The sequence below is a fragment of the Prevotella veroralis DSM 19559 = JCM 6290 genome (assembly GCF_000377625.1).
Taxonomy (GTDB): Bacteria; Bacteroidota; Bacteroidia; order Bacteroidales; family Bacteroidaceae; genus Prevotella; species Prevotella veroralis.
Map to the genome: position 1 here is coordinate 106,536 of NZ_KB898330.1, position 24,933 is coordinate 131,468.

Annotated in this window: 19 protein-coding genes; 14 read left to right on the plus strand and 5 right to left on the minus strand. The window is 42.6% G+C overall.

The genetic code is table 11. The annotated features are described in order from the left end of the window. Positions 1–5: 5 nt before the first annotated feature. The 7 genes from nusA to D464_RS0106915 all read left to right on the plus strand — a co-directional run bounded on the left by nusA (position 6) and on the right by D464_RS0106915 (position 10,433). On the plus strand, positions 6–1,271 hold the full coding sequence (gene nusA, locus D464_RS0106880) for a transcription termination factor NusA (RefSeq protein ID WP_004382866.1): 1,266 nt from the start codon (positions 6–8) through the stop codon (positions 1,269–1,271). Between the two features lie 143 nt (positions 1,272–1,414). Next, entirely contained in the window at positions 1,415–4,342 is a 2,928-nt protein-coding gene (infB, locus tag D464_RS0106885) for a translation initiation factor IF-2 (RefSeq protein ID WP_018910749.1), read from the plus strand. A gap of 138 nt (positions 4,343–4,480) precedes the next feature. Continuing rightward, positions 4,481–5,926, plus strand: a complete 1,446-nt coding sequence (gene sufB, locus D464_RS0106890) for a Fe-S cluster assembly protein SufB (protein ID WP_018910750.1) — start codon at positions 4,481–4,483, stop codon at positions 5,924–5,926. An 18-nt stretch (positions 5,927–5,944) separates the two neighbouring features. Next, a complete protein-coding gene (locus D464_RS0106895) occupies positions 5,945–6,364 on the plus strand; it encodes a hypothetical protein (protein WP_018910751.1) in 420 nt (139 codons plus the stop codon). 1 nt (position 6,365) lies between these two features. After that, entirely contained in the window at positions 6,366–7,121 is a 756-nt protein-coding gene (gene sufC / locus D464_RS0106900) for a Fe-S cluster assembly ATPase SufC (RefSeq protein WP_004382862.1), read from the plus strand. A 208-nt stretch (positions 7,122–7,329) separates the two neighbouring features. Continuing rightward, positions 7,330–8,673: a Fe-S cluster assembly protein SufD gene (gene sufD / locus D464_RS0106905; RefSeq protein ID WP_018910752.1), complete on the plus strand. Its 1,344-nt coding sequence runs from the start codon at positions 7,330–7,332 to the stop codon at positions 8,671–8,673. Between the two features lie 542 nt (positions 8,674–9,215). Beyond that, on the plus strand, positions 9,216–10,433 hold the full coding sequence (locus tag D464_RS0106915; RefSeq protein ID WP_018910754.1) for an aminotransferase class V-fold PLP-dependent enzyme: 1,218 nt from the start codon (positions 9,216–9,218) through the stop codon (positions 10,431–10,433). A gap of 141 nt (positions 10,434–10,574) precedes the next feature. On the opposite strand, the gene D464_RS0106920 is transcribed toward D464_RS0106915, so the two are convergent. Then, positions 10,575–10,856 (minus strand): hypothetical protein, encoded by a 282-nt coding sequence (locus D464_RS0106920; RefSeq protein WP_018910755.1) that lies wholly within the window; start codon positions 10,854–10,856, stop codon positions 10,575–10,577. 171 nt (positions 10,857–11,027) lie between these two features. Between D464_RS0106920 and D464_RS0106925 the strand changes: the two genes are divergently transcribed. The 3 genes from D464_RS0106925 to D464_RS0106935 are packed head-to-tail and all read left to right on the plus strand — an operon-like array spanning position 11,028 to position 13,855. Beyond that, entirely contained in the window at positions 11,028–11,630 is a 603-nt protein-coding gene (locus D464_RS0106925) for a ribonuclease HII (RefSeq protein ID WP_018910756.1), read from the plus strand. A 17-nt stretch (positions 11,631–11,647) separates the two neighbouring features. Then, positions 11,648–12,601: a helix-turn-helix transcriptional regulator gene (locus D464_RS0106930; protein WP_018910757.1), complete on the plus strand. Its 954-nt coding sequence runs from the start codon at positions 11,648–11,650 to the stop codon at positions 12,599–12,601. Between the two features lie 57 nt (positions 12,602–12,658). Beyond that, complete coding sequence (locus tag D464_RS0106935) at positions 12,659–13,855, plus strand: SGNH/GDSL hydrolase family protein (RefSeq protein WP_018910758.1); 1,197 nt, start codon at positions 12,659–12,661, stop codon at positions 13,853–13,855. A gap of 3 nt (positions 13,856–13,858) precedes the next feature. Here D464_RS0106935 and D464_RS0106940 read toward each other — a convergent pair whose 3' ends face one another. Next, positions 13,859–15,010 carry a YfgM family protein gene (locus tag D464_RS0106940; protein ID WP_026284653.1) on the minus strand — a complete coding sequence of 384 codons (1,152 nt, stop codon included), beginning with the start codon at positions 15,008–15,010 and terminating at the stop codon, positions 13,859–13,861. An 808-nt stretch (positions 15,011–15,818) separates the two neighbouring features. Here D464_RS0106940 and D464_RS0106945 point away from each other — a divergent pair. The 4 genes from D464_RS0106945 (at position 15,819) to D464_RS0106960 (ending at position 19,447) form a co-directional block, all read left to right on the plus strand. After that, entirely contained in the window at positions 15,819–16,274 is a 456-nt protein-coding gene (locus D464_RS0106945) for an energy transducer TonB (RefSeq protein ID WP_238309065.1), read from the plus strand. 240 nt (positions 16,275–16,514) lie between these two features. Beyond that, complete coding sequence (gpmI, locus tag D464_RS0106950) at positions 16,515–18,032, plus strand: 2,3-bisphosphoglycerate-independent phosphoglycerate mutase (RefSeq protein ID WP_024985758.1); 1,518 nt, start codon at positions 16,515–16,517, stop codon at positions 18,030–18,032. A gap of 108 nt (positions 18,033–18,140) precedes the next feature. Continuing rightward, on the plus strand, positions 18,141–18,806 hold the full coding sequence (gene ung / locus D464_RS0106955) for a uracil-DNA glycosylase (RefSeq protein ID WP_018910762.1): 666 nt from the start codon (positions 18,141–18,143) through the stop codon (positions 18,804–18,806). A 44-nt stretch (positions 18,807–18,850) separates the two neighbouring features. Next, a complete protein-coding gene (locus D464_RS0106960) occupies positions 18,851–19,447 on the plus strand; it encodes a DUF3109 family protein (protein ID WP_018910763.1) in 597 nt (198 codons plus the stop codon). Between the two features lie 82 nt (positions 19,448–19,529). On the opposite strand, the gene D464_RS0106965 is transcribed toward D464_RS0106960, so the two are convergent. The 3 genes from D464_RS0106965 to gyrB all read right to left on the minus strand — a co-directional run bounded on the left by D464_RS0106965 (position 19,530) and on the right by gyrB (position 24,901). Then, positions 19,530–20,414: a helix-turn-helix domain-containing protein gene (locus D464_RS0106965; RefSeq protein ID WP_018910764.1), complete on the minus strand. Its 885-nt coding sequence runs from the start codon at positions 20,412–20,414 to the stop codon at positions 19,530–19,532. A gap of 12 nt (positions 20,415–20,426) precedes the next feature. Continuing rightward, positions 20,427–22,841 (minus strand): glycoside hydrolase family 95 protein, encoded by a 2,415-nt coding sequence (locus tag D464_RS0106970; protein ID WP_018910765.1) that lies wholly within the window; start codon positions 22,839–22,841, stop codon positions 20,427–20,429. Positions 22,842–22,927: 86 nt separating this feature from the next. Next, positions 22,928–24,901, minus strand: coding sequence for a DNA topoisomerase (ATP-hydrolyzing) subunit B (gene gyrB, locus D464_RS0106975; RefSeq protein WP_018910766.1), 1,974 nt, complete (start codon positions 24,899–24,901; stop codon positions 22,928–22,930). Positions 24,902–24,933: the final 32 nt, after the last annotated feature.

Genomic DNA, 24,933 nt, shown 5'->3' on the forward strand with positions numbered 1-24,933 from the left:
AGGCTATGGCAGCAAGAAAAGTAGAAGAAGAGCGTCCGAATATGATCGAGACCTTTAAGGAGTTTAAAGACACCAAGAGCATCGATCGCACAACACTTGTGAGTGTTTTGGAAGAGAGCTTCCGTAATGTTCTCGCAAAGATATTCGGTAGCGATGAAAACTTCGACGTGATTGTTAACCCAGACAAGGGCGACTTTGAGATTCATCGTAACCGTGTAGTAGTGGCTGACGGCGAGGTTAAAGACGAGAATAAAGAGATTAGTCTGACGGATGCACGTAAGATAGAAGCCGATTACGAAGTCGGTGAGGATGTTAGTGAGGAGGTTGATTTTAATAAGTTTGGGCGCCGTGCTATCTTGAATCTACGCCAAACATTGGCTTCAAAGATCCTTGAATTGGAGCATGATTCACTATATAATAAATATAAGGATCGCGTTGGGCAGATTATTTCCGGTGAGGTTTATCAAACATGGAAACGTGAGGTTTTGCTTGTTGATGACGAGAATAACGAGTTGATCTTACCAAAGGGTGAGCAGATACCACGTGATCAGTATCGTAAGGGTGAGACCATTCGTGCGGTGATTCTGCGCGTTGATAACGAGAATAACAACCCAAAGATTATCCTCTCACGTACAGCACCTGAATTCTTGGAGCGACTTTTGGAGGCAGAAGTTCCTGAAATAGCAGAAGGCTTGATAGCCATTCGTAAGATTGCTCGTATGCCTGGTGAACGTGCTAAGATAGCTGTTGAAAGTTTTGACGATCGCATTGATCCTGTTGGTGCTTGCGTTGGTGTACGTGGTAGTCGTGTACATGGTATTGTTCGTGAGTTATGCAACGAGAACCTCGATGTCATCAATTGGACTGCCAATACTAAGCTCTTCATCCAACGTGCATTGGCTCCTGCTAAGGTTAGCAGTTTGACCATTGACGAGGAAAATAAGAAGGCGGAGGTTTACTTGCAACCAGAGGAAGTGAGCTTGGCAATCGGTCGTGGTGGTATGAATATCAAGTTGGCTAGTATGCTGACAGGTTATACTATTGATGTGTTCCGTGAGCTTGATGAACAGAATGCAGAGGAGGATATCTATTTGGATGAGTTCTCTGATGAGATTGATCAGTGGGTTATCGATGCCATTAAAGGCATTGGTCTTGATACCGCACGACAGGTATTGAATGCTCCACGTGAGATGTTAATTGAGAAAGCTGACTTAGAGGAAGAGACTGTTGATAATGTCTTGAACATATTGAAGTCAGAGTTTGAACAGTAAAAGGTGATTGGTTGGTGGGTGATGGCTGTTGATGTATAGCTAACGGGTGTGACTATATTCAACTCCATGTTCGGAACCCCTCTCTACCAAAAGGCAATACAACAACCAACAACTAGCACCCAACACCGAATAAAATAAAGTTAATGAGCATCAGATTAAACAAAGCAATTCGCGAATTGAATATAGGACTTCAGACGGCAGTGGAGTTCTTGGAGAAGAAACAAGAGTTGGGGGAAGTTAAGAGTGACTTGAACTTCAAACTCAGTGATGAGCAGTATAATGCCCTTGTCGGAGCCTTTAAGAACGATAAAGAGGTGAAGAATGATGCAGCTAAACTTTTCCAGAAGAAGCCTAAAGAGAAGAAGTCTGCAACTGACCATAGGGCTGAAACGCTCCTAAAGGCTAATCGTCCGCAGTATAAACCAGTCGGAAAAATAGATCTTGAACAGCTTAATAAGCCGGTCAATAAGTCTTCTGTTGCTCCTACTGAAAAAAAGTCTGACCCTGTAGTTGCTACTGCCGTGAGTCAAGCACAGGATAAGAAAGAGGCTGAAAAGGCTGTGAAAACCGAGAAGGTGGATAAGCCTGTAGTTAATGATAAGCCAGCCGAAAAGAAAGAGACGGTGAAGTCTGAAATATCTGTTAAGCCTAAGATGGAGAATCCTGTAAATACTTCTAAAGAGAAAAAGGTCGTTGACACAAAGGGTGTGAATACGTCTAAGGTGGAGAAGAAGCATGATGAGCCAAAGAAAGAAGTGAAAGCTGAAGTAAAGGCAGAGCCTGCTTCGACAACATCAAATACAACTACAAATTCTGAAGTAGTGGAGGATAAGAATGATAACGGACTGTTCCAGACCAAGAATGAGAAGAAGATGCTCAATACACCAAAGGTGAATGTATTGGGGAAGATAGATCTCAGTACGCTGAATCAGAGCACTCGTCCTAAGAAGAAGAGTAAGGAAGAACGTCGTAAAGAGCGTGAAGAGAAGGCTGGTCAGAATAATGGTCAGGGCAAGAAGAAACGTGTTCGTATTAATAAGGAACGTGTTGACATCAATGCTGCAGCTAATCAGCAGCAGAACCAGAATGGTAAGAAAGGTGGTAATAACGGCGGTAACAAGAATGGTGGAAAGAAGAATCGCAATCGTAATCAGAAACCTTTAGAGGTGGATGATGAGGCTGTAGCACGTCAGGTAAAGGAGACTCTTGCTCGTTTAACAAGTAAGAGCCAGAATAAGAAAGGTGCTAAATACCGTAAGGAAAAGCGTGATGCAGTACAGGAACGTCTCAATGCCGAGGCTAAAGCAGAGCGTAAGGAAAGTAAGATATTGAAGTTGACAGAGTTTGTTACCGTATCTGAGTTGGCTACAATGATGAATATCCCAGTAACAAATGTCATATCAACGTTGATGTCTGTAGGTATTATGGTTTCTATTAACCAGCGTTTGGACGCAGAGACTATCAACCTTGTTGCTGATGAGTTTGGCTTCAAGACAGAGTATGTCAGTGCAGAAGTACAGGAAGCTGTAAGCGAGGAGGTAGATGATGAGAACGACCTCGTTTCACGTGCTCCTATCGTTACTGTCATGGGACATGTAGATCATGGTAAGACATCGTTGCTTGACCATATCCGTAATACCAATGTGATTGCTGGTGAAGCCGGTGGTATTACCCAGCACATTGGCGCCTATAGTGTGACATTGGAGAATGGTCGGAAGGTTACTTTCCTTGATACTCCGGGTCACGAAGCATTTACTGCTATGCGTGCTCGTGGTGCACAAGTAACGGATATTGCTATTATCATCATCGCTGCTGACGACTCTGTGATGCCTACGACAAAGGAGGCTATTGCTCATGCGCAAGCAGCTGGTGTGCCAATGGTGTTTGCTATTAATAAGATTGATAAACCAGGAGCTAATCCTGATAAGATACGTGAGGACTTATCACAGATGAATCTACTTGTTGAAGAGTGGGGTGGTAAGTATCAGTGTCAGGAGATCAGTGCTAAGAAGGGATTAGGTGTTAATGAACTTCTTGATAAGGTACTGCTTGAAGCTGATATGATGGATCTCAAGGCTAATCCTAACCGTAAGGCAACAGGTACGATTATCGAATCATCTCTCGATAAGGGGCGTGGTTATGTTAGTACGGTACTTGTTTCTAATGGTACGTTGAAGATTGGTGATAATGTCATCGCTGGTACTTCTTGGGGTCGTATTAAGGCTATGTTCAATGAACGTAACCAACGCATTGAGAGTGCGGGACCAGCAGAACCAGCTATTATTCTTGGTCTGAATGGTGCACCAACAGCAGGTGATACTTTCCATGTGATGGAGACTGAGCAGGAGGCACGTGAGATTGCTAACAAGCGTGAGCAGCTTCAGCGTGAGCAAGGCTTGCGTACACAGACTCGTCTTACATTGTCTGATATCTCTCACCGAATCGCTCGTGGTGAGTTCCATGAGATGAATATTATCGTGAAGGGTGATACCGATGGTTCTATCGAGGCATTGTCTGACTCATTCATCAAGCTGTCAACAGAGAAGGTGAAGGTGAATGTTATCAGCAAGGCAGTAGGGCAGATTTCAGAGAATGATGTGATGTTAGCATCTGCTTCTGATGCTGTCATTGTTGGTTTTCAGGTTCGTCCTTCTGCTGATGCACGCCGTTTGGCTGACCGTGAAGGTGTTGAAATCAATACTTACTCTGTCATCTATGACGCTATTGATGATGTGAAGTCAACGATGGTCGGTATGCTTGACAAGGTGAAGAAGGAAATTGTCACTGGTCAGTTTGAGGTGAAACAAGTGTTCAAGATATCCAAGGTTGGAACGGTTGCTGGTGGTATGGTTACCGAAGGTAAGGTTCACAGCAAGGATAAAGGTCGAGTCGTTCGTGATGGTATCGTAATCCATACGGCTCCTATTGATGCCCTCAAGCGTTATAAGGACGATGTGAAGGAAGTCGCAACAGGACTTGAATGTGGTATATCACTTGTTAATTACAACGACTTGCAAGTTGGTGATATCATCGAAACCTTCACGGAGATTGAGGTAGAACAGAAATTATAATAAAATAAAAAGAACCGTCTTTTCTCCATCAAAGGAGTAAAGACGGTTCTTTCTTTTTGGTAACAAATGTTGCTATTGTACTAGTGGCACGTAATTTGTCTACCTATACCATACATATATATTAGTATTGAGTTACAAATGTCAGAGAATAAAAATAATGAATTCGTAAAGAAGGTTGCAGAGCAAAAGTACGAGTTTGGCTTTACAACCGACATACATACGGAGGTCATACCAAAGGGTCTGAACGAGGATATCGTTCGACTTATTTCGCAGAAGAAAGGGGAACCGGAGTGGCTCCTCGATTTTCGTTTGAAGGCTTTCCATTACTGGGAAGCTCTCCCGATACCAACGTGGGGGCACTTACATTTGCCTGATTTGCATTTGCAAGATATCTCCTATTATGCTGATCCGTTGGCGAAGAAGCCTAAGAATAAGGAGATTGACCCAGAGTTAGAGAAGACTTTCGATAAGTTAGGTATTCCTTTGGAAGAGCGATTAGCACTGAGTGGGACGGCTGTTGATGCCATCATGGACTCCGTATCAGTGAAGACAACCTTTAAGAAGCAGTTAGCAGAGAAAGGAATCATCTTCTGTTCTATTGGTGAAGCAGTCAAAGAACATCCAGACTTGGTGCGTAAATACCTTGGAAGTGTTGTTCCTTATCGTGACAACTACTCTGCAGCGCTCAATTCTGCGGTCTTTAGTGATGGCTCTTTTGTGTATATACCGAAAGGAGTTCGTTGTCCGATGGAGCTTAGTTCGTACTTCCGCATCAATGCTATCAATACTGGTCAGTTCGAACGTACACTGATTGTGGCTGATGATGATTCGTATGTCAGCTATCTTGAGGGCTGTACCGCGCCTATGCGTGATGAGAACCAGTTGCATGCTGCAGTAGTTGAAATCGTTGTGTTAGATAATGCAGAGGTAAAATACTCTACTGTTCAGAACTGGTATCCAGGTGATGAGAATGGTAAGGGTGGTGTCTTGAATCTTGTTACAAAGCGTGGCGAGCTTCGTGGTGTAAACTCAAAACTGTCATGGACACAGGTAGAGACAGGTTCGGCTATTACTTGGAAGTATCCTTCTTGTGTGTTGAAGGGTGATAACTCACAGGCAGAGTTCTATTCTGTTGCTGTAACCAATAACTACCAAGAGGCTGATACTGGTACGAAGATGATTCACATGGGTAAGAATACGAAGAGTACAATCATCTCGAAAGGTATCTCTGCCGGACATAGTCAGAACTCTTATCGTGGCTTGGTTCGTGCTACAGCCAATGCGGAGAACGCTCGTAACTACTCAAGTTGTGACTCTCTTCTCTTAGGTTCTGACTGCGGTGCACATACATTCCCTTATATGGACATCCACAACGATACTGCTATTGTTGAGCATGAAGCAACCACTTCGAAGATTAGTGAGGACCAACTCTTCTACTGTAATCAGCGTGGTATACCAACAGAGGATGCCGTTGGTTTGATTGTCAATGGTTATGCGAAGGACGTTCTCAACAAACTTCCAATGGAGTTTGCTGTTGAGGCACAGAAACTTCTCTCTGTAACACTTGAAGGAACAGTAGGATAATATAACTGAACAAAGCATATGCGAAAGGTCATTCTTATCACGTCTGGCTTGCTGCTTACAACAATACTTCAAGCCCAGTCATGGCAGATAAAACCGTGGCAGAAGTATTTGATTGATGAGCAAGTGAAGCAAGATACGGCGATTACATGCCGGTCAGTGATGGGGTTACCGTATACACCCAAGCCCTTTGATACTCGCCTCTATCGTACAGTTACGGGCTCGGAGATGATAGGCAACTTACCACGTTACAAGAAGAAGTCGAAGTCTATCTTTGGTGATAGCAACCCTTCTCAGTCCGTATTTGCCGAGCAAGATGCAGCTACTGAGCGTGCTCGTATGGTAGAGGGCGATCATGATTCTGGATTCGGTTTCTTCTCTGCTATTTTGTCAACTGTCGCTGATATAATAGATTACAATCTTAAAGTAAAGAATAAATAATATGTTAGAAGTAAGAAACCTGCATGCTACCATCGCAGGAAAAGAAATATTAAAAGGTATCAACCTCACGATAAAAGATGGTGAGGTACATGCTATCATGGGACCTAATGGTTCGGGTAAATCAACGCTGAGTGCCGTACTGACGGGTAATCCTCTCTATGAGGTGACCGATGGTATGGCTATTTTTAATGGCAAAAACCTATTGGAGATGAAGCCAGAAGACCGCTCTCACGAGGGTTTGTTCCTCTCTTTCCAATATCCTGTTGAGATACCAGGCGTGAGTATGACCAACTTCATGAAGGCTGCTATTAATGCGAAACGTGCCTATGAAGGATTAGATCCAATGAAGGCTGCTGAGTTTATGGCACTCATGCGTGAGAAACGTCAGTTGGTGGGGATGGACTCCACACTCTCTCGTCGCAGTGTAAACGAAGGTTTTTCGGGTGGTGAGAAGAAGCGTAATGAAATCTTCCAGATGGCAATGTTAGAACCAAAACTCAGTATTTTGGATGAGACGGACTCCGGTCTTGACGTTGATGCTATGCGCATTGTAGCTGATGGCGTTAACAAGATGCATACTGATAAAACCTCATACATCGTCATCACGCACTATGAGCGACTGCTTGATATGATCAAACCAGACGTTGTTCACGTGCTTTATAAAGGTCGTATCGTGAAGACGGCAGGTCCAGAATTGGCGAAGGAGATTGAACAACGCGGTTACGATTGGATAAAGGAAGAAGTGGATAACGACTGATAACGTCGTGTAAGAAAAAGTATTTACATAATGGAGCGAGTAGGAAAAGAGTTAGTAGAAAGTTGAAATTGTCTTATAAGAGAATTTTGATTGTCTGTAATATAATGGTTTTCAGTGAGTTATAAAACTACTATTTAGGTTGTAATAAACGGTAAAAAGGATTACAAACAACTGCTCTTTCACTGCTTCAAAACTTCTTAAAACAAACATGCAAAGCGAAAAACAATATATAGACCTCTATACAGAGGCGCAGCAAATCATAAAGGATCATGCTGCTCCTGTGATGAATGAGGTGCGCGATAAGGCTTTTGACGATTTCCGTCGGCTGGGCTTTCCATCAAAGAAGGTGGAACGCTATAAGTACACGGACATGCAAAAGCTATTCGAACCAGATTATGGTTTGAATCTCAACAGGCTTGAAATACCCGTTGATCCATACGAGACATTCAAGTGTGATGTGCCCAATCTCAGTACTTCTCTTTACTTTATAGTTAACGATCAGTTCTATACAAAGGCTCTCCCAAAGGCAAAACTCAATGATGGAGTTGTCATTGACAGTTTGAATCATGTGGCTATTGAGCATCCAGAATTGGTGAGTAAGTATTATGGAAAGCTGGCTGACACTGAGAAAGATGCTGTTACGGCACTGAATACGATGTTAGCACAGGACGGACTCTTTATCTATGTGCCTAAGAATGTGCAACTTGATCGTACGGTGCAGGTGATAAATATCCTCCGTTCAGATGTTGACTTGATGGTCAATCGGCGTGTACTCATTGTGCTCGAAGAAGGTGCTAAGGCGCAATTCCTCTTCTGTGACCACGCAGCTGACGACCGAAACTTCCTTGCAACACAAGTGATTGAAGCCTTTGTGGGCGATAATGCGAACCTGGAACTGAACTGTATGGAAGAGACACATGCTAAGAATGTTCGTGTTTCGAATGTTTATATCGAACAGCAACGCAATTCACGTGCAAGTCATAACGTCATAACACTACACAATGGAGTAACCCGAAACATGCTCGACCTTGTCTTTAAGGGTGAGGGCAGCGAGTGTTTCTGCAATGGTTGTGTGATTGCTGACAAGAATCAGCATGTTGATAACAACACGCTTATCGACCATCAAGTACCTCATTGCACAAGCAACGAACTCTATAAGTACGTACTCGACGAGAATGCCGTGGGTGCTTTCGCAGGTCGTGTACTCGTTCGTAAGGGCGCACAGAAGACACTCTCACAAGAGAATAACCGTAACCTCTGTGCCAGCAAGACTGCCCGAATGTTCACGCAGCCAATGCTTGAGATTTATGCTGATGATGTTCAGTGTAATCATGGCTCAACAGTTGGGCAGCTCAATGATGCCGCTCTCTTCTATATGGAGCAACGTGGTATCGACAGGAAAGAAGCTAAACTCCTCCTTGAGTTTGCCTTTATCAATGAAGTCATCGACAAGATGGAACTCGAACCACTGCGCGACCGCCTCCATCATTTGGTAGAGAAGCGCTTCCGTGGGGAACTAGATAAGTGCGAAGGGTGCAACTTGTGTAAGTAAATACCCACCCCTTACCCTCCCGAAGGGAGGGAGATTGATATGATAGTGAGGGTGAGGGAGCTCTAAGGTATTATTTCCGAAAGAACTTATCAAACTTCTCTTCTGTTGAAAACGAGTAGGAAGTTGAGTATTAGAAATTATATAACAATAATAACATATCCTTCTCCCTTCCCTTGAAGAGGGATAGTTTTGCGTCTCAAGAGACTATATAGCAATAATAACATATCCATCTCCTTTCCCTTGAAGAGGGATAGTTTTGCGTCTCAAGAGACTATATGGCAATAACAACATATCCATCTCCCTCGCTTGAAGAGGGATAGTTTTGCGTCTCAAGAGACTATATGGCAATAACAACATATCCATCTCCCTCGCTTGAAGAAGGATTGTTTTGCGTCTCAAGAGACTATATAGCAATAATAACATATCCATCTCCCTCCCTTGAAGAGGAATAGTTTTGAGTCTCAAGAGACTATATAGCAATAATAACATATCCATCTCCCCTCCCTTCGGGAGGGGTTGGGGGTGGGTTTCCGAGTATCTTTATGTACGATATTAATAAAGTTAGAGAAGACTTCCCGATACTCTCTCGCACCGTTTATGACAAGCCGCTGGTTTACTTTGATAATGGTGCTACCACACAGAAACCACTCTGTGTACTGGATGCTATGCGTGAAGAGTATCTTAATGTGAATGCAAATGTGCATCGTGGGGTACACTGGATGTCGCAACAAGCAACCGACTTACACGAAGCTGCACGCGAAACAGTAAAGAAGTTCATTAATGCTCGTTCCACTACAGAGGTTGTCTTCACACGTGGAACGACAGAGAGTTTGAATCTCGTTGCCTCCAGTTTCACTGAAGGTTGTATGCGAGAGGGCGATGAGGTGATTGTTTCTGTCATGGAACACCACTCTAACATCGTTCCTTGGCAGTTACAGGAACAGCGCAAAGGGATTGTTCTTAAGGTTATTCCGATGACCGATGAGGGAGTTCTCGACCTACATGCTTATGAGAAACTCTTCTCGAAACGCACGAAATTGGTCAGTGTAACGCAGGTAAGTAACGTTCTCGGAAGCATCAATCCAGTAAAGGAAATGATCCGAATAGCCCATGAATGCGATGTACCCGTTATGGTTGATGGTGCGCAGAGCGTACCTCATTTCGCTGTTGATGTGCAAGACTTAGATTGTGACTTCCTTGCTTTCAGTGGGCATAAGGTCTATGGTCCGACGGGCGTAGGCGTTCTTTATGGTAAAGAGAAGTGGCTCGATAAGATGCCTCCATACCAAGGTGGTGGCGAGATGATAGAACATGTTAGCTTTGGAAAGACCACTTTTGAGCGTCCACCATTGAAGTTTGAAGCTGGAACCCCCGACTATATAGCTACTCACGGACTTGCCAAAGCCCTCGATTATGTATCCGCTTTGGGGATGGATAACATCTTTCAACACGAACAGAAACTTACCCACTACGCCCTTCAGAGGCTTCGTGAGATTGATGGAATGCACATTTATGGACATCACCAAGACGCTGGAGACGCTGTTATTAGCTTCAACGTTGGTGATATCCATCACATGGATTTAGGTACTCTCCTCGATCAACTCGGTATTGCGGTACGCACTGGTCATCATTGCGCACAGCCTTTGATGGATCGTTTGGGCGTCCTTGGTACAGTGAGGGCATCCTTCGGATTGTACAATACATGCGGAGAAGTCGATGCTTTAGTAGCAGGATTAAAGCGAGTGGTAATGATGTTTTAGCATTTACGTGCGTTCTATTTATGATATAGAAAATAGAGACATTTCCTCCAACTAAACATCCTTTCGTCATTCATTGTAGGTATGAAGACGAATAAGGATAGGTGTCATAAGGGGCAAAATCTCTATTTCAGTATTCAAAGTTTATCCTCTCTTGCACATCCACAGGCTTCTTATGAACCATAAGATAGCGATAATATGCAGCCAGATAGACATCATTATGGGGAATGCTGATAGAACAAATGCAATTTGAGCTTGCGTTATGTACGCTGCTTGTTGGCTGCTCACCTCCCGCTCAAGGATAGCACTATAATAATTGCGAAGCCATTCTGCAGGAGCATGTAGCCACACATTCATATCTTTAAAAAGTCGACTTAGGTCGTTGTAAGATGTGTTCTGCTCGGTGAAAGTCATTTCTTTTTTCATATCGTTTTGCTTTAGTTTGTTGCTATATATAATATATAAGGTGTAAGAACCATTTTTGGTTTACGCTTGCAAAAGTAAGATTGATACGTGCAAAGGATGTTCACTCACTTAAAAACATTTGTTATATACACTTAAAATGAAAGGTTCTTTAACTATTAAGACGTACTATTCATGTTGAAAAGTCATTATTATGAAGGGTTGATAGAGGCTGGCTGCGATGAAGCAGGTAGGGGATGCCTTGCTGGAAGTGTGTATGCAGCGGCAGTCATCTTGCCTACTAACTACAAAAACGACCTACTGAACGATTCCAAGAAGTTGTCAGCTAAAAAGCGATATGCTCTTCGCAAGATCATTGAACGTGATGCCCTTGCATGGGCTGTGGGTATTGTTACACCCGAAGAGATAGACAAGATAAACATTCTCAACGCGTCCTTCCTTGCCATGCATCGTGCTTTAGATCAACTCAAGATGTGTCCCGAAGCCATTATCGTTGATGGTAACCGCTTCACTCCCTATCAAGATTTACCATTTACCACCATCGTAAAGGGTGATGGAAAGTATCTTTCTATAGCCGCTGCATCCATCCTTGCCAAGACATATCGCGATGATTACATGCTCTCACTGGCTGAGAAATACCCCCAATATGACTGGCAGTCGAATATGGGATACCCCACTAAGAAGCACCGGGAGGCCATCCGTCAATACGGAATAACGCCATTTCATCGCAAAAGTTACAATCTCTTAGGAGATGAACAATTATCATTTGATTTCTAAAATAACGTACCTTCATCATGAGATTTGATAAACTAAAGAAGCAGTTAGAACTTATCATCCTCTTATCGAATGGTAGTAACTATTCAGTACAAGACCTATGTGAACGCATGGACTTGTCCCGTCGCAATCTCTATTACCTACTCGACTTCATTAAGCATGCGGGTTTTATCGTATTCAAACATGATGGTTGTTATCATATCGACCGTCGCTCCCCCTTCTTTGTACAGCTCTTTCAGAGTATTCAATTGAGTGATACGGATGTAAAGACTATCCATAGCTTGTTGATGATGGCTGGTAATGACAGCGTAATGGTCAATCAACTCCGGCAGAGAATGGAGAATGCTTACAACTTCTCAATCGTTACTAATTCCCCAATTCATCGACAGATGGAGTCCAATCTAAAGGTTTTGAAGAAGGCAATGGAGCGAAAACACATGGTGAAACTATTAGACTATTCCAGTCCACATAGCCATACTGTCAAGGACAGAATAGTTGAGCCTTTTCTCCTTCTGCATAACAATGAAGATGTAAGATGCTATGAGTTGCTGTCAGGAGAGAACAAGACTTTCAAGTTATCGCGCATGGGGAGTGTTGAAGAACTTGATGCTTCGTGGTTGCATGAGAACCTACATCGGAAAATATTCACCGATATCTTCATGTTTAGTGGAGAAGTCCAGTATCGCGTTAAGTTACTTCTTGGGCAGTTATCACATAATCTTTTCATCGAAGAGTACCCTCAAGGAGCCTACTTACTGGTACAAAAATCAGATGATTCGTGGCTTCTTGATATTGAAGTATGCGATTATCGCGGGCTCGGTCGATTTGTTATTGGACTCTTTAAGGATATTCGGATTATAGAAGGAGATGGTTTTAAAGAATATATGAGAGGTGAGATCAAAAGCCTCGCCCTTAATTTCTCTCTTTCAGAAAAGGAAGTGCAGGATAAGAGTAAATCGAAAGATTCAAAGTGAGGAAACGCCCGATTAAATCGATAATAACAGGTATTCAGGATTTAAAACAGTCATAATATGACACGTAAGATTTTATTAGTTTTATTATTATTCATCGCCCTGACCATCCAAGCCCAGCAGCCTCATTGGGTGGGAACATGGGCTTGTGCGCCCCAAACAGTAGATAAATCATTCATGCCTTACAACAATCAGATGACCAATCGATCTGTTCGTCAGGTGGTGAAAGTGAGTATCGGAGGTAATGTTATTCGTTTGCAGCTTAGCAACGAACTCTCTTCTGAACCCGTAGAGATTACGAGTGTCTATATCGCGAAAGCAGGAAATGGACCAGAGATATACAAGACCTCTGCGAAGTATCTACAGTTTGGTAAGAAGCGTCAGGTGGTTATTCCTGCAGGAAAAGCCGTCTTTTCAGATGCTTTGAAGTTCAAGTTACAACCCTTGGAGCGCGTTTCCATCACCATTAACTACCTAAAAGCTCCGAAGGAACCAACCGTTCACATGGGGTCACGCACCACCTCTTATATACTTCGTGGAGTGACCAATTCTTACACAGACTTTACAACTGCTTTTAAAGAAGACCATTGGTTTAATATCTCTGCTATCGATGTTCTTGATGCGACAGCATCGAGTATAGCCATCCTTGGTAATAGTATTACTGATGGAAAGGGAAGTACTACCAATGCTCAAGATCGTTGGCCCGATTTCCTTTCAGCTGCGCTGAATAACGGTGCAGGTTTCAATCTCTTTAAGGTGGGAAAGACGGGTATCTTGAATTTAGGAATTGGTAACAACCGCATCTTGTCAGTAGGTTTGGGTGCACCGGGAAAGGAACGATTCGATCGTGATATACTTGCCCAAAGAGGCTTACGAGCCATTATCATCTTTGAAGCCATTAATGATATTGGAACGTCAACCAACCCTGATGAGACCGCACGAAAGCTCGTTGAGACCTATCAAGTGATGATAAAGAAGGCTCGTCAACGTGGTTTGAAGGTTTATATGGGTACGATAACTCCATTCCGTGGATGCCGTGGTTATTTCACAGAAGAGCGTGAGAAGGCACGTAAAATAGTCAATTCATGGATTCGAACAACGCATGAAATCGATGGATTCATAGATTTTGATGCCCTTATGCGTGACCCTTCTGCCCCTGAACAATTACGTCGTGAATGGCAAATTGGCGATTGGTTGCATCCTAATCCAGCAGGTTATAAGCAGATGGGAGAGTACGCGGCAAGGTTCTTGATGTAGTGATTAGTTTTGCTCAAGTTTCTTTCTTAGCCTACTCTTAATCGATCTTATAGCTTGCGATGTACAGCAGAATGCTTGTGCTTTTAGCTCATCTTCTATTCCATAATGCTCCATTACGTAATAGAAACACTCCTTAGGTGTGAGTGCAAAGCGTGGGTTGTTGAGGATATAAGACAGTTCGTAATCATAGTTGGGCATAATTATATTGAGGGCTTGTTGCTCTCTTTTGCCCATCTGTGATAAGTTCCCTCCTTTCAAGATGGTATGTAAGGTGTCGATTCCGAGTTTAATTTGTTCGATGGAATCGGACGTTTTTATATTTTTACTATGAGCTTTGATAGAATCCCGAAGTTGGTTGAGTTCATTGAGTTTGTTATCTATTTCTACCTTCATCTCATCTATCGTGGCATCTTTTCGACGTAATGTTAGTTGGATATTATGCTCTGTTTCCTGTTGTTGTAGACGATAGAACCGAAGTTGTTGACGCATCCGACGACGAAACCATATAGTAATTCCGATAGAAACAAGGATGAGTGCAAGAAGGAGATAAGCAATGTAAAGTTTCAACTCGAGTGCTTTGCGCTGTGCTAAGGCTACCTCGTAGAGGTCTTGCAGTTGTACTATTTCAACGTCTTTGCCTGGTGATATGGCGACAATCTGGTGCTTCTTGATGTGTTGACACATCTCTTCTATGCGCTTCTCTTGGTCTTTTCGGATTCGAGGTTTGTACTTCTCCGCCTTTAGCAAGCTGTTAAGAGCAGAATCCCGTTTACCCATTTGGTTGTAAACAAAGGCTTTCTCTATGTCAATATCCGCCATCCTGTGGCTTTGTTTCACGTCATTAGCATGTCGAGCAGCATGTTTCAAGTAATCTAAAGCCAGTTTGTACGCTCCATCTTGTGCGTTGATTTGAGCAATGCGATAGTAAGTGAGAAACTTTAGAGAGTCTTCCGTAACGTTGAAAAGGCGTTTTTCTGCAGCTTTCAGTTGGTACATTGCCTTGTGTAAATCATGTCTTTTCGTATAGATTTTAGCACTGTCAAGGCGCATTTGGGTAATCCCGTTATCCGTTGCAGGATAATGCGGGAGCTTCCTTTGGCTGCATGATAACAACGACAAAAGGCTGATAGACCATAAAAGAAACCTTTTCTTCATGTGTACAAAGGTAGACAATTAATGTGGAAATGGCAAGTTTGCTAAGATTGAGAACGGTCATTTTGTGTCAAAGTGTGGTTGGTGAGTCTTGTAAGTAGTTGTAAATTAGGTGTCTTTTTCTTATCTTTGTGTCAACAACAAGAGTGCTATTGCATTGAAGAAGAATGCTTCTTACCTTTGCATTGACGATTAGTTCCAATGATTGTCATCTGCATTTCATAAACCCGCAGCGGTGTGATTGCGTTTAAGCACTGGTGCGGGTTTTGAATAGAAAAGGTTTCGGAGACCTCCCCAAACACCTCCAAAAAGTGGATGTAGCCTATCGGAAGATAGTTAGAATACAATAGCTTGATTTCCAAGATATTGCTTTGGAAAAGAGAAGAGGTGCTTTCTTCGATGTGAGAAGGGCGTTTCCTTGATGTGAAGAGAGGCTCTCTTTGAATGGAGAAGAGGCTTTCCTTTAATTCAAAATTATGATTAGTTTGAGTAAACGAGTATAGGAGTAGACAAGTAAACGAGTTATTAGTTCGATGGAATATAGTGTTGCAAGTAGGGACAGACGCCCTCGACTGTCCGCATAAGAGGACGTATTTCACAAAGATGTAAGGCGGCTCGGGGTTCCAGACGAGGGCGTCTGTTCCTACTTTAGAGCCATCTCCTTCTTTTTATTTAGGGGTCAATCAGAAGTAAAGAAATAATGAATAAGAATATTTAAAACAATAAGATTATGATGAAGAAATTGTTTTTTGCGTTTTTAATCAGCTTTTTTATGTTTGGAAATGCTACTGCCCAGCATCGTAAAAGAACGATGAAACCGAAGAAAAATGTCCCTTCTGGACCTACATGGCGTTATATGTGTGCAGATCCTTCGCAGGAGTTTTTAGACAAGATAAAGCCTGCGAAGAGTGATACAAACAAAGTTGATACCTGCAAACAAGTGCTAACAGAGAAGAAGGATAGTATTAAAAACTTTGTTTGTGAGCTCGGTCCGAGACCTTTCTTTCCTGGTGATTTACCAGAATTCATCGCTAAGAACTTGCGTTATCCACCTATTCTTGCAAATATGTGTGTACAAGGTCGTGTTATTATTGGGTTCTTTGTTGATGTTGACGGGACATGCAGTAATTTCAAAGTAGTGCGTTCCGTTTATCCTATTTTAGATGAAGAAGCACTGCGTGTAGCCAAGTTAATGCCTAAATGGAAGTGGACTTCAAAGCCTAAGAAAGGTATGCCTCTTTATATACCCGTTGGTTTCCGAATGTAAAGGTGTTGTTTTTGAAGCTGGATGATAATGTTTAGTCGTATTAAAGAACATTGTTAAACCGCTCTTAATTCATCGATTGAAAACCAAAAATCAGTGGGCTTTATGCTATCATCTTAGACTTTTATAGTATCTTTGCAAAAGATAGACAGCGATTGACAAATTGGGTATGTGTACTCTTGGTTATCGTTGGCACTATCTTGGCAAGACGTAGATAATAGTGTAAAATATAAAGGTAAAATTATGGCAAAGAAAGCTTTATTGATGATCCTCGATGGTTGGGGTAACGGAAAGCATGGTAAAGGTGATGTGATTTATAATACTCCTACACCTTACTTAGACTACTTGAACGCTGTTAGTGCACACTCTCAGTTACAGGCATCAGGCGAAGATGTAGGTCTTCCTGCTGGTCAGATGGGTAACTCTGAGGTAGGTCATTTGAATATAGGTGCTGGTCGTATCGTTTATCAAGACTTGGTTAAGATTAACAAGGCATGCCAGACAGGAGACATCCTAAAGAACCCTGGTATTGTTGAAGCATATAGTTATGCACAGAAAACAGGTAAGAAACTACACTTGATGGGGCTTACTTCAACTGGTGGTGTACACTCTTCTTTAGATCACCTATTCAAACTCATTGAGATAGGAAAGGAGTATAATCTAAAGGACGTGTACGTTCATTGTTTTATGGATGGTCGTGATACAGACCCAAAGAGTGGTGCTGGTTTTATCGCAGACATTCAAAAGGTGTGTGACAGCAACGGTGCTCATGTCGCTTCAATCGTGGGTCGTTTCTATGCAATGGATCGTGACAAGCGTTGGAATCGTGTGAAGGAAGCATACGACCTACTCGTTGAGGGCAAGGGAGTTCAGGCTACTGACATGGTGAAAGCCGTTGAAGATAGTTATGCTGCAGATGTTACTGACGAGTTTATCAAGCCTATCAATAACTCTTCTGTAGATGGAACAATCAAAGAAGGTGATGTTGTTATCTTCATAAACTTCCGTAACGACCGTGCCAAAGAGTTGACACAAGTGTTGACACAGCAGGATATGCCAGAGGAAGGTATGCATACAATCAAGGACTTGCAGTACTATTGTATGACACCATACGATGCTAACTTCAAGGGTGTACATGTACTCTTCCCTAAGGAGAATGTGATGGATACGTTAGGAGAATACCTCAGTCGTCTTGGTAAGCGTCAGCTTCATACAGCCGAGACAGAGAAGTATGCGCACGTAACCTTCTTCTTCAATGGTGGTAGAGAACAGCCTTATGAGGGTGAAGATCGCATTCTTGTTCCTTCTCCAAAGGTTGCAACCTACGACTTAAAGCCTGAGATGAGTGCTTTCGAAGTGAAAGATAAGCTTGTTGGAGCTATCAATACACAGGAGTACGACTTCATTGTTGTGAACTTTGCTAATGGTGATATGGTAGGTCACACGGGTGTTTATCATGCTATCGCAAAGGCTGTTTGGGCGGTTGATCATTGTGTAAAGGAGGTTATCGAGGCTGCTAAGGCTAACGATTATGAGGCTATTATTATTGCAGACCATGGTAATGCTGATAACGCAATTAACCCTGATGGTACGCCAAATACAGCTCACTCATTGAATCCAGTACCATTCATCTACGTTACTGATAATAACTCTGCAACAGTGAAGGATGGTCGTTTGGCTGACGTAGCACCTTCTATCCTTCATATCATGGGCTTGGAACAACCTTCAGATATGACAGGTGAGAACCTAATCACTGATTAATTCAACTTGAATTAAGCTAAAATTAATATAGAGGAAGTCGTGTCGAAAGGCACGACTTTTTGTTATCTCAGAACTTTGTAGTACTTTTGCAGGTAAAGAGTTAAAGCTATGCAAGTAAAGATAGAACCCTCGTGGGGCGTAAAACTCGGTGGTGAGTTTGAGAAACCTTACTTCCAACAACTGAGCGAACAGGTGAAGCAGGAGTATAAACATTATGCGTGTTATCCTCCAGGTAAGCTGATTTTTAATGCTTTTGACCTCTGTCCTTTCGATAAGGTTAAGGTTGTTATCCTTGGACAAGACCCTTATCATGAGCCCGGACAAGCAATGGGCTTGAGTTTCTCAGTACCTGATGGTGTGCGACTTCCACCTTCTTTAGTGAATATATATAAGGAGATTGAAAGCGACTTAGGCATTCCTGTAAAGACTTCTGGTGACTTAACTCGTTGGGAAGAGCAGGGCGTTCTCTTATTGAATGCCACGTTAACTGTTCGTGCGCACATGGCTAATAGTCATCAAGGATTAGGGTGGGGCGCGTTCACGGATGCGGCTATTAAAGCTCTTAGTGATGGGCGGGAACATCTGGTATTTATGCTTTGGGGAAGTTTTGCTCGTAGTAAGAAAGCATTGATCGACACGCATAAACACTTTATTCTTGAGAGTGTTCATCCCTCTCCTTTATCGGCTAATAGGGGTGGATGGTTTGGTCAACACCAGTTCTCCCGTTGTAACCAATACTTAGAAGCACATGGTATTGAACCCATAAGATGGTAGTTGGGAAGGCTGTAGATGTAATAGTTTAAGGTAAGAATAAGTTGATGGGTAATACATACGAACATATATTCATGGTGGGAAACGTCTTAGTTTCTCCTGATATCATAAACGTCAAGTTCTGTTGTGATTTAGATAAGTGTCATGGTCAATGTTGTATAGATGGCGATGCTGGAGCACCAGTGACTCTGGATGAGACAATGGCTATTGAGAATGTGTTAGATACTGTTTGGGGAGATTTGTCAGCATCAGCTCAAGCCGTTATAGATAAGCAAGGCGTTGCTTATACAGATGTGGAAGGCGACTTAGTAACGAGTATTGTCGGTGGAAAGGATTGTGTTTTCACCTGTTATGACAAGGGATGTTGCCTCTGTGCATTGGAACGTTCGTATCGAAAAGGGGATGTTGATTTTGTGAAACCTATCTCTTGTTCGCTATATCCTATCCGTGTGAAGGAGTTTGAGAATGGTACTTGTGGTATCAATTATCACCATTGGAAGATCTGTGCAGATGCTCGAAAGAAAGGAGAAGAACTGAATCTTCCCCTTTATAAGTTCCTAAAAGAGCCACTTACACGGCGTTTTGGAACTGAATGGTATGGTGAGTTATGTGAGGTTGCGCGTCTGTTGACAAGTGAAAAGTAGACAAGTAAACCTGTTACTTGTATTAGGTAATTTCTCTAACGATACCAGTATTAACTCGTCAACTTATTAACTTGTACACTAATCAACTCTTCCTAAACTGTGAAGGGCTCATTCCTATATGCTCTTTGAAGTATTTACCCATAAAGCTTTGATTAGCGAAATGAAGTTCGTCGGCTATTTCCTTTATGCTCATCGTGCTATTTTTTAGCATGACACAAAGCTCACGTACTACATACGAATCGATCCAATCGCTGGGTGTTCGTTTACTGATTGTTCGAATCGTCTCGGATAGATACTTCGAAGTAATACATAGATTCTTAGCATACCAACTGACACGACGCTCATGTCGGAAGTTCTTTTCAACCATTTGAATGAAGTCTCTAAAGATTACTTCTGCTCGTGTTTGCCCTTCTGTTTCCAGTTGTTGGAACTGATAGATAATGTTACTCATGTCGTAAATGAGGGCTTTTAGCATTGTCATCACAAGTTCCTTGCGGAAACGATGTTGGGTATCTATGATTTTCTCTTTGATATGGCAGATGTAATTCTCCAGTTCCTTCGTTTGATGCTTATCTAAATGAAAGACTGGATGAGTACGTGCGAAGAGGAAGAGAGCAGACAATTCATGGATGCCACTAACAATGTTGTTGAAGAAATTATACGACAAAAGAATGGCAATACCTTTGCAGTCTGGGGATAGCTGATAGTCTCCGACAACTTGTCCTTCACTAATAATAATGACATCTCCTTCGCTTACTTCATGCTTATGAGTATCTACTGTGTATTGCGCTTTACCGTCAGTACAGAGTGCCAGAAATAGACTTTTCATGCGAGAAGATCTCGAAGGGAGGGGCACTTTTGCCATATCCTCGAACAATATCAGGTCATTGTCTATATATTTCCCTGCTGGATAAACGTATTTTGCATGGGCTACGTTGACCTCAGCTAGCTTTATTTGATTACTCATGACACCTTATTTTTATTTACAAGATGAGAACTTAATAATCCCGCCTTGCCTTAGTTTCATTCTTGAAGACTTATTGTTATAAGTGATGTTGACGTCTACATCTGTAGCGGCTTTTATTTGTAAAGACGTTACAAGTTTGTTTTCCCACTTCATGTCGATGGTTAAACCGCCACGCGTTCTTATACCTTTTATCTCTCCATTCGCCCACACATCGGGTAAAGCGGGGAGGAGGTGGATGTTGTAAATAGGCTTCTTAGCCGTCATATCAACCGAACTTTGCACCAGCATTTCACACACTCCAGCAGTACCACCGAAGTTGCCATCAATTTGGAAAGGTGGGTGAGCATCGAAGAGGTTAGGGTAGGTTCCACCATGATGCACGGCATCCTTTCCATGATACCCTTCGGGTGAGACGTATGAAAGAAGATTTTGGTAAATCTTGTAAGCATGGTTCCCATCACCCAATCGTGCCCATAGATTAATTCTCCATCCAGTGCTCCATCCTGTACTCTCATCGCCTTTCTGAATGAGTGTTTGGCGTGCTGCGGCTAAGATTGTGGAATCTTTCGTTTGCTTGGCTAGCGCCTGTAAGTGCATACCTGGATATAATCCTATTAGGTGCGACTGGTGCCTGTGATGTATATCATAGTCCTTCCAATCGTAATACCATTCGTTTAAGTCGCCTTGAGAACCTACAGTATAAGGATGCAAGCGATGCAGTTTATCATCCATCTCTTTGTCAGGCTTCAAACCAAGAGACTTACGTGCTTGCTGCATATTCATGAATAATTCACGGATAATGGCTAGGTCAGCCGTACCACCATAACAGGTTGTTCCGTGGTAACCCTTATCTGTTACATATTCGTTCTCAGGGCTAGTACTAGGTGCTGTAATCAGTTCGTTTGGCTTGTTGGGATTGGTAACCAACCAGTGTTGGAAGAACTTGCTAGAGCCTTCCATAAGTGGGTATATGGTGTTTTGAAGTAACTGCTTGTCTTGTGAATATAGGTAATGATCCCAAAGCGCATTGACTAACCAGGCACCACCGAGGTTCCAGTTTGCCCATTCGGGACTTTCCTTTCCCTCTCCAACGGGAGAAGTCTTGCACCAAGGGTCGCTATTATGAGCAGCACACCAGCCCTCGTTTATGCCATAGAAGTTGCGTGCAGTGTGCTTACCAGTTGCCGACAAACCTTTGACAAAGCCAATCAACGGTTGGATAGTTTCTGACATATTAGCTGGATCGGCAGGCCAATAATTTTCTTCGAGGTTAATGTTCATCGTGTAATTTCCACGCCATGGTGAGAATAGGTGCGGTGTCCATAATCCTTGAAGATTGGCAGGGATATTCGGAGTACGTGAACAAGAGATGAGGAGATAGCGTCCAAATTGGAAATAGAGAGTCTCCAAATAGCGTTGTGCAGCCTCTGGGAGTGGTGATGTTGATGATGAATAGCGACGCAGGAGTTGATCCGTTGGCAGATTGTTCGTATATTCCTTATTTCCTAATTGTAATTTAACACGATTATAAATCTGCTGATATTCCTTTATATGTCGGTCTTTGAATTCATTATATGTGAAGTTTTGTGTGTGCCAAGCAGCATTGACAGCGTTGTCTATATAGCTTGCTCCATCCTTGACGGGATGCTTGTCGAAACCATTAAAACTCGTGGCATTGACAATGTATATGGTAGCATTATCAGCATTGGTTAGTGTGAGAGTGCTATCAGAAGCTATTACCTTTCCACCTTGAGGTAATAATCTTACGATCGTGCAAGCGTGTATGCTCTCTGTCTCTGAACCTGTTGTATGCCCCGTCATTGTTAACTGATTATTCGTTGCTTTAACCTTATGCGGAGTCTGTGCCGTCAGTTGGATGCGGAGGTTTATGGCTCCTGCTTGATTAGCTTTAATGTGTATGGCTATAAGACTATCACGATGAGTTGCGAAATATTCACGTGTGATTTGAATACCATTCTGTTGGTAGCTTATATGCGCCAAAGCACTATCTAGGTTCAGTTCTCTATAATAATTAGAGACTGCACCCGTGTTTAGATTAATAATATTCAATGTTCCTAGTGGTTGATAAGAGGCTGATTGTTCGCCTTGAACAAAGTGTTGTAAGGAGTCAGCGGTGCGATAATCTTCAGCAAATAGAGCCTTTCTTATCTCTGGAATCCATTTAGCTTTACCCAATCCTTCGTTTGGATCAACAGGTTTTCCTGTCCAATAAGTGATATCATTCAGGTAGATTGTGTCCTTTTGAGTACCACCATAAACCAATGCACCTAACTTGCCATTACCTAGAGGAAGACTCTCTTCAAAGAAATGAGCAGGTTGGTTATACCATAATCGCATTGCCGGTTGTTGTGCCTTAACACTGACAAAAATTGCTAATAAGTATATACTGAATATGATTCGTTTCATTGTTTAGGTTGTTATTGGGTAAAAGAAAGACTCCCCTCCTTATCTCATGAGGAGGGGAGTAATATTTATTTATTGTTTATAATAACTTATGCATCGATATTAGCGTAAGTTGCATTTTTCTCAATAAACTCTCTACGTGGCTCGACATCATCTCCCATCAGCATTGAGAAGATTTCATCAGCATCCGCAGCATTCTCTATCGTTACTTGCTTCAATAGGCGTGTCTTTGGATCCATTGTTGTTTCCCAGAGCTGTTCAGGGTTCATCTCACCAAGACCTTTATAACGTTGTGTATGGATGGTTTTACCATCTTCTACTCCATTACCATATTTGTCCAGGAAGGCTTGTCGCTGCTGTTCGGTGTAGCAATATTCGCTTACCTTCTTGTAAGTACACTTATAGAGAGGTGGGGTGGCAATGTACAAATGACCTTGCTCGATAACCTTCGGCATATAACGATAGAATAGCGTCATAATCAGCGTGTCAATGTGTGAACCATCGACATCGGCATCGGTCATGATGATAATCTTATCGTAACGGAGCTTATCAGTATTCGCTTCGAAGTCACTTTCATTCTCTACTCCAAATCGAACACCAATCGATTGAATGATATTCATAACAGATTCTGCCTCGAATACGCGGTGTCGTTGAACTTTCTCAACATTCAGAATCTTACCACGGAGTGGCAAAATGGCTTGTGTGTAACGATCACGACCTTGCTTTGCAGAGCCACCAGCAGAGTCGCCCTCTACAAGGAATATCTCGCAGTCCTTGGGATCTTTGTTGGAACAATCGGCTAGCTTACCAGGTAGACCGCCACCACTCATCACGTTCTTACGCTGTACACTCTCACGTGCTTTGCGTGCTGCTACACGTGCAGTAGCTGCTAAGATAACCTTGTTGCATATCATCTTAGCCTCGTTAGGGTGCTCCTCCAGGTAATCAGAGAGAGCCTCGCCAACTGCTTGCTGTACTGCACCTGCTACCTCGGAGTTTCCTAATTTCGTTTTTGTCTGACCTTCAAATTGTGGTTCTGCCACCTTTATAGCGATAACGGCTGTCAATCCTTCACGGAAATCCTCACCTGCTATCTCTATCTTAGCCTTTTCAATTTGCTTAGATATTTGTGGGTCATTGTCAGCGTATGCCTTTAGTGTACGGGTCAAAGCAGCACGGAAACCCTGTAAGTGAGTACCGCCTTCTATGGTGTTGATATTGTTAACGTATGAATGGATGTTCTCCGTATAATCAGTGTTATACATCACAGCTACCTCAATAGGGATGTTTTGCTTCTCTGTCTTGAGATAGATAACATCATCGAAAAGGTGCTGACGATGACGATCAACATAACGGACAAACTCCTTTAAACCATCCTTAGCATGGAAAACCTCTGTGCGAGTCTTGCCCGTCTCTGGGTCTGGACGCAGGTCTGTGAGTGTAATCTTAATACCAGCATTTAGATAAGCTAACTCACGCATACGGCGTGCAACGATGTCCCACTGATAGACTGTTGTTGTGAAGATTGTTGGGTCTGGCCAAAATTGTTGACGTGTACCTGTCTTCTGGGTTTCGCCTACAACCTTTACAGGATAGAGTGGCTTTCCTTTCTCATACTCCTGCTGATAAATCTTTCCATTACGATACACCTGTGACATCATGTGTGTGGAAAGGGCGTTAACACAACTTACACCCACACCATGTAGACCACCGCTGACCTTATAAGAACCCTTGTCGAATTTACCACCAGCGTGTAGCACAGTCATAACAACCTCAAGGGCACTCTTGTGAAGTTTCTTATGTTCGTCAACAGGGATACCACGACCATCATCTTCAACCGTGATGGAGTTATCCTCGTTGATAGTTACTTCGATATTCTGACAGTAGCCAGCCATCGCTTCATCGATAGAGTTATCGACAGTCTCATTAATCAGGTGGTGAAGACCTTTCTCGCTGATGTCGCCAATATACATGGCTGGACGCTTACGTACAGCCTCTAATCCCTCTAACACTTGGATGTTACTGGCGGAGTAATTATTCTCGTTTTCTTGATTTTCTGCCATTTTTATTAGATTGTTCTTATAGTATGCAAAGA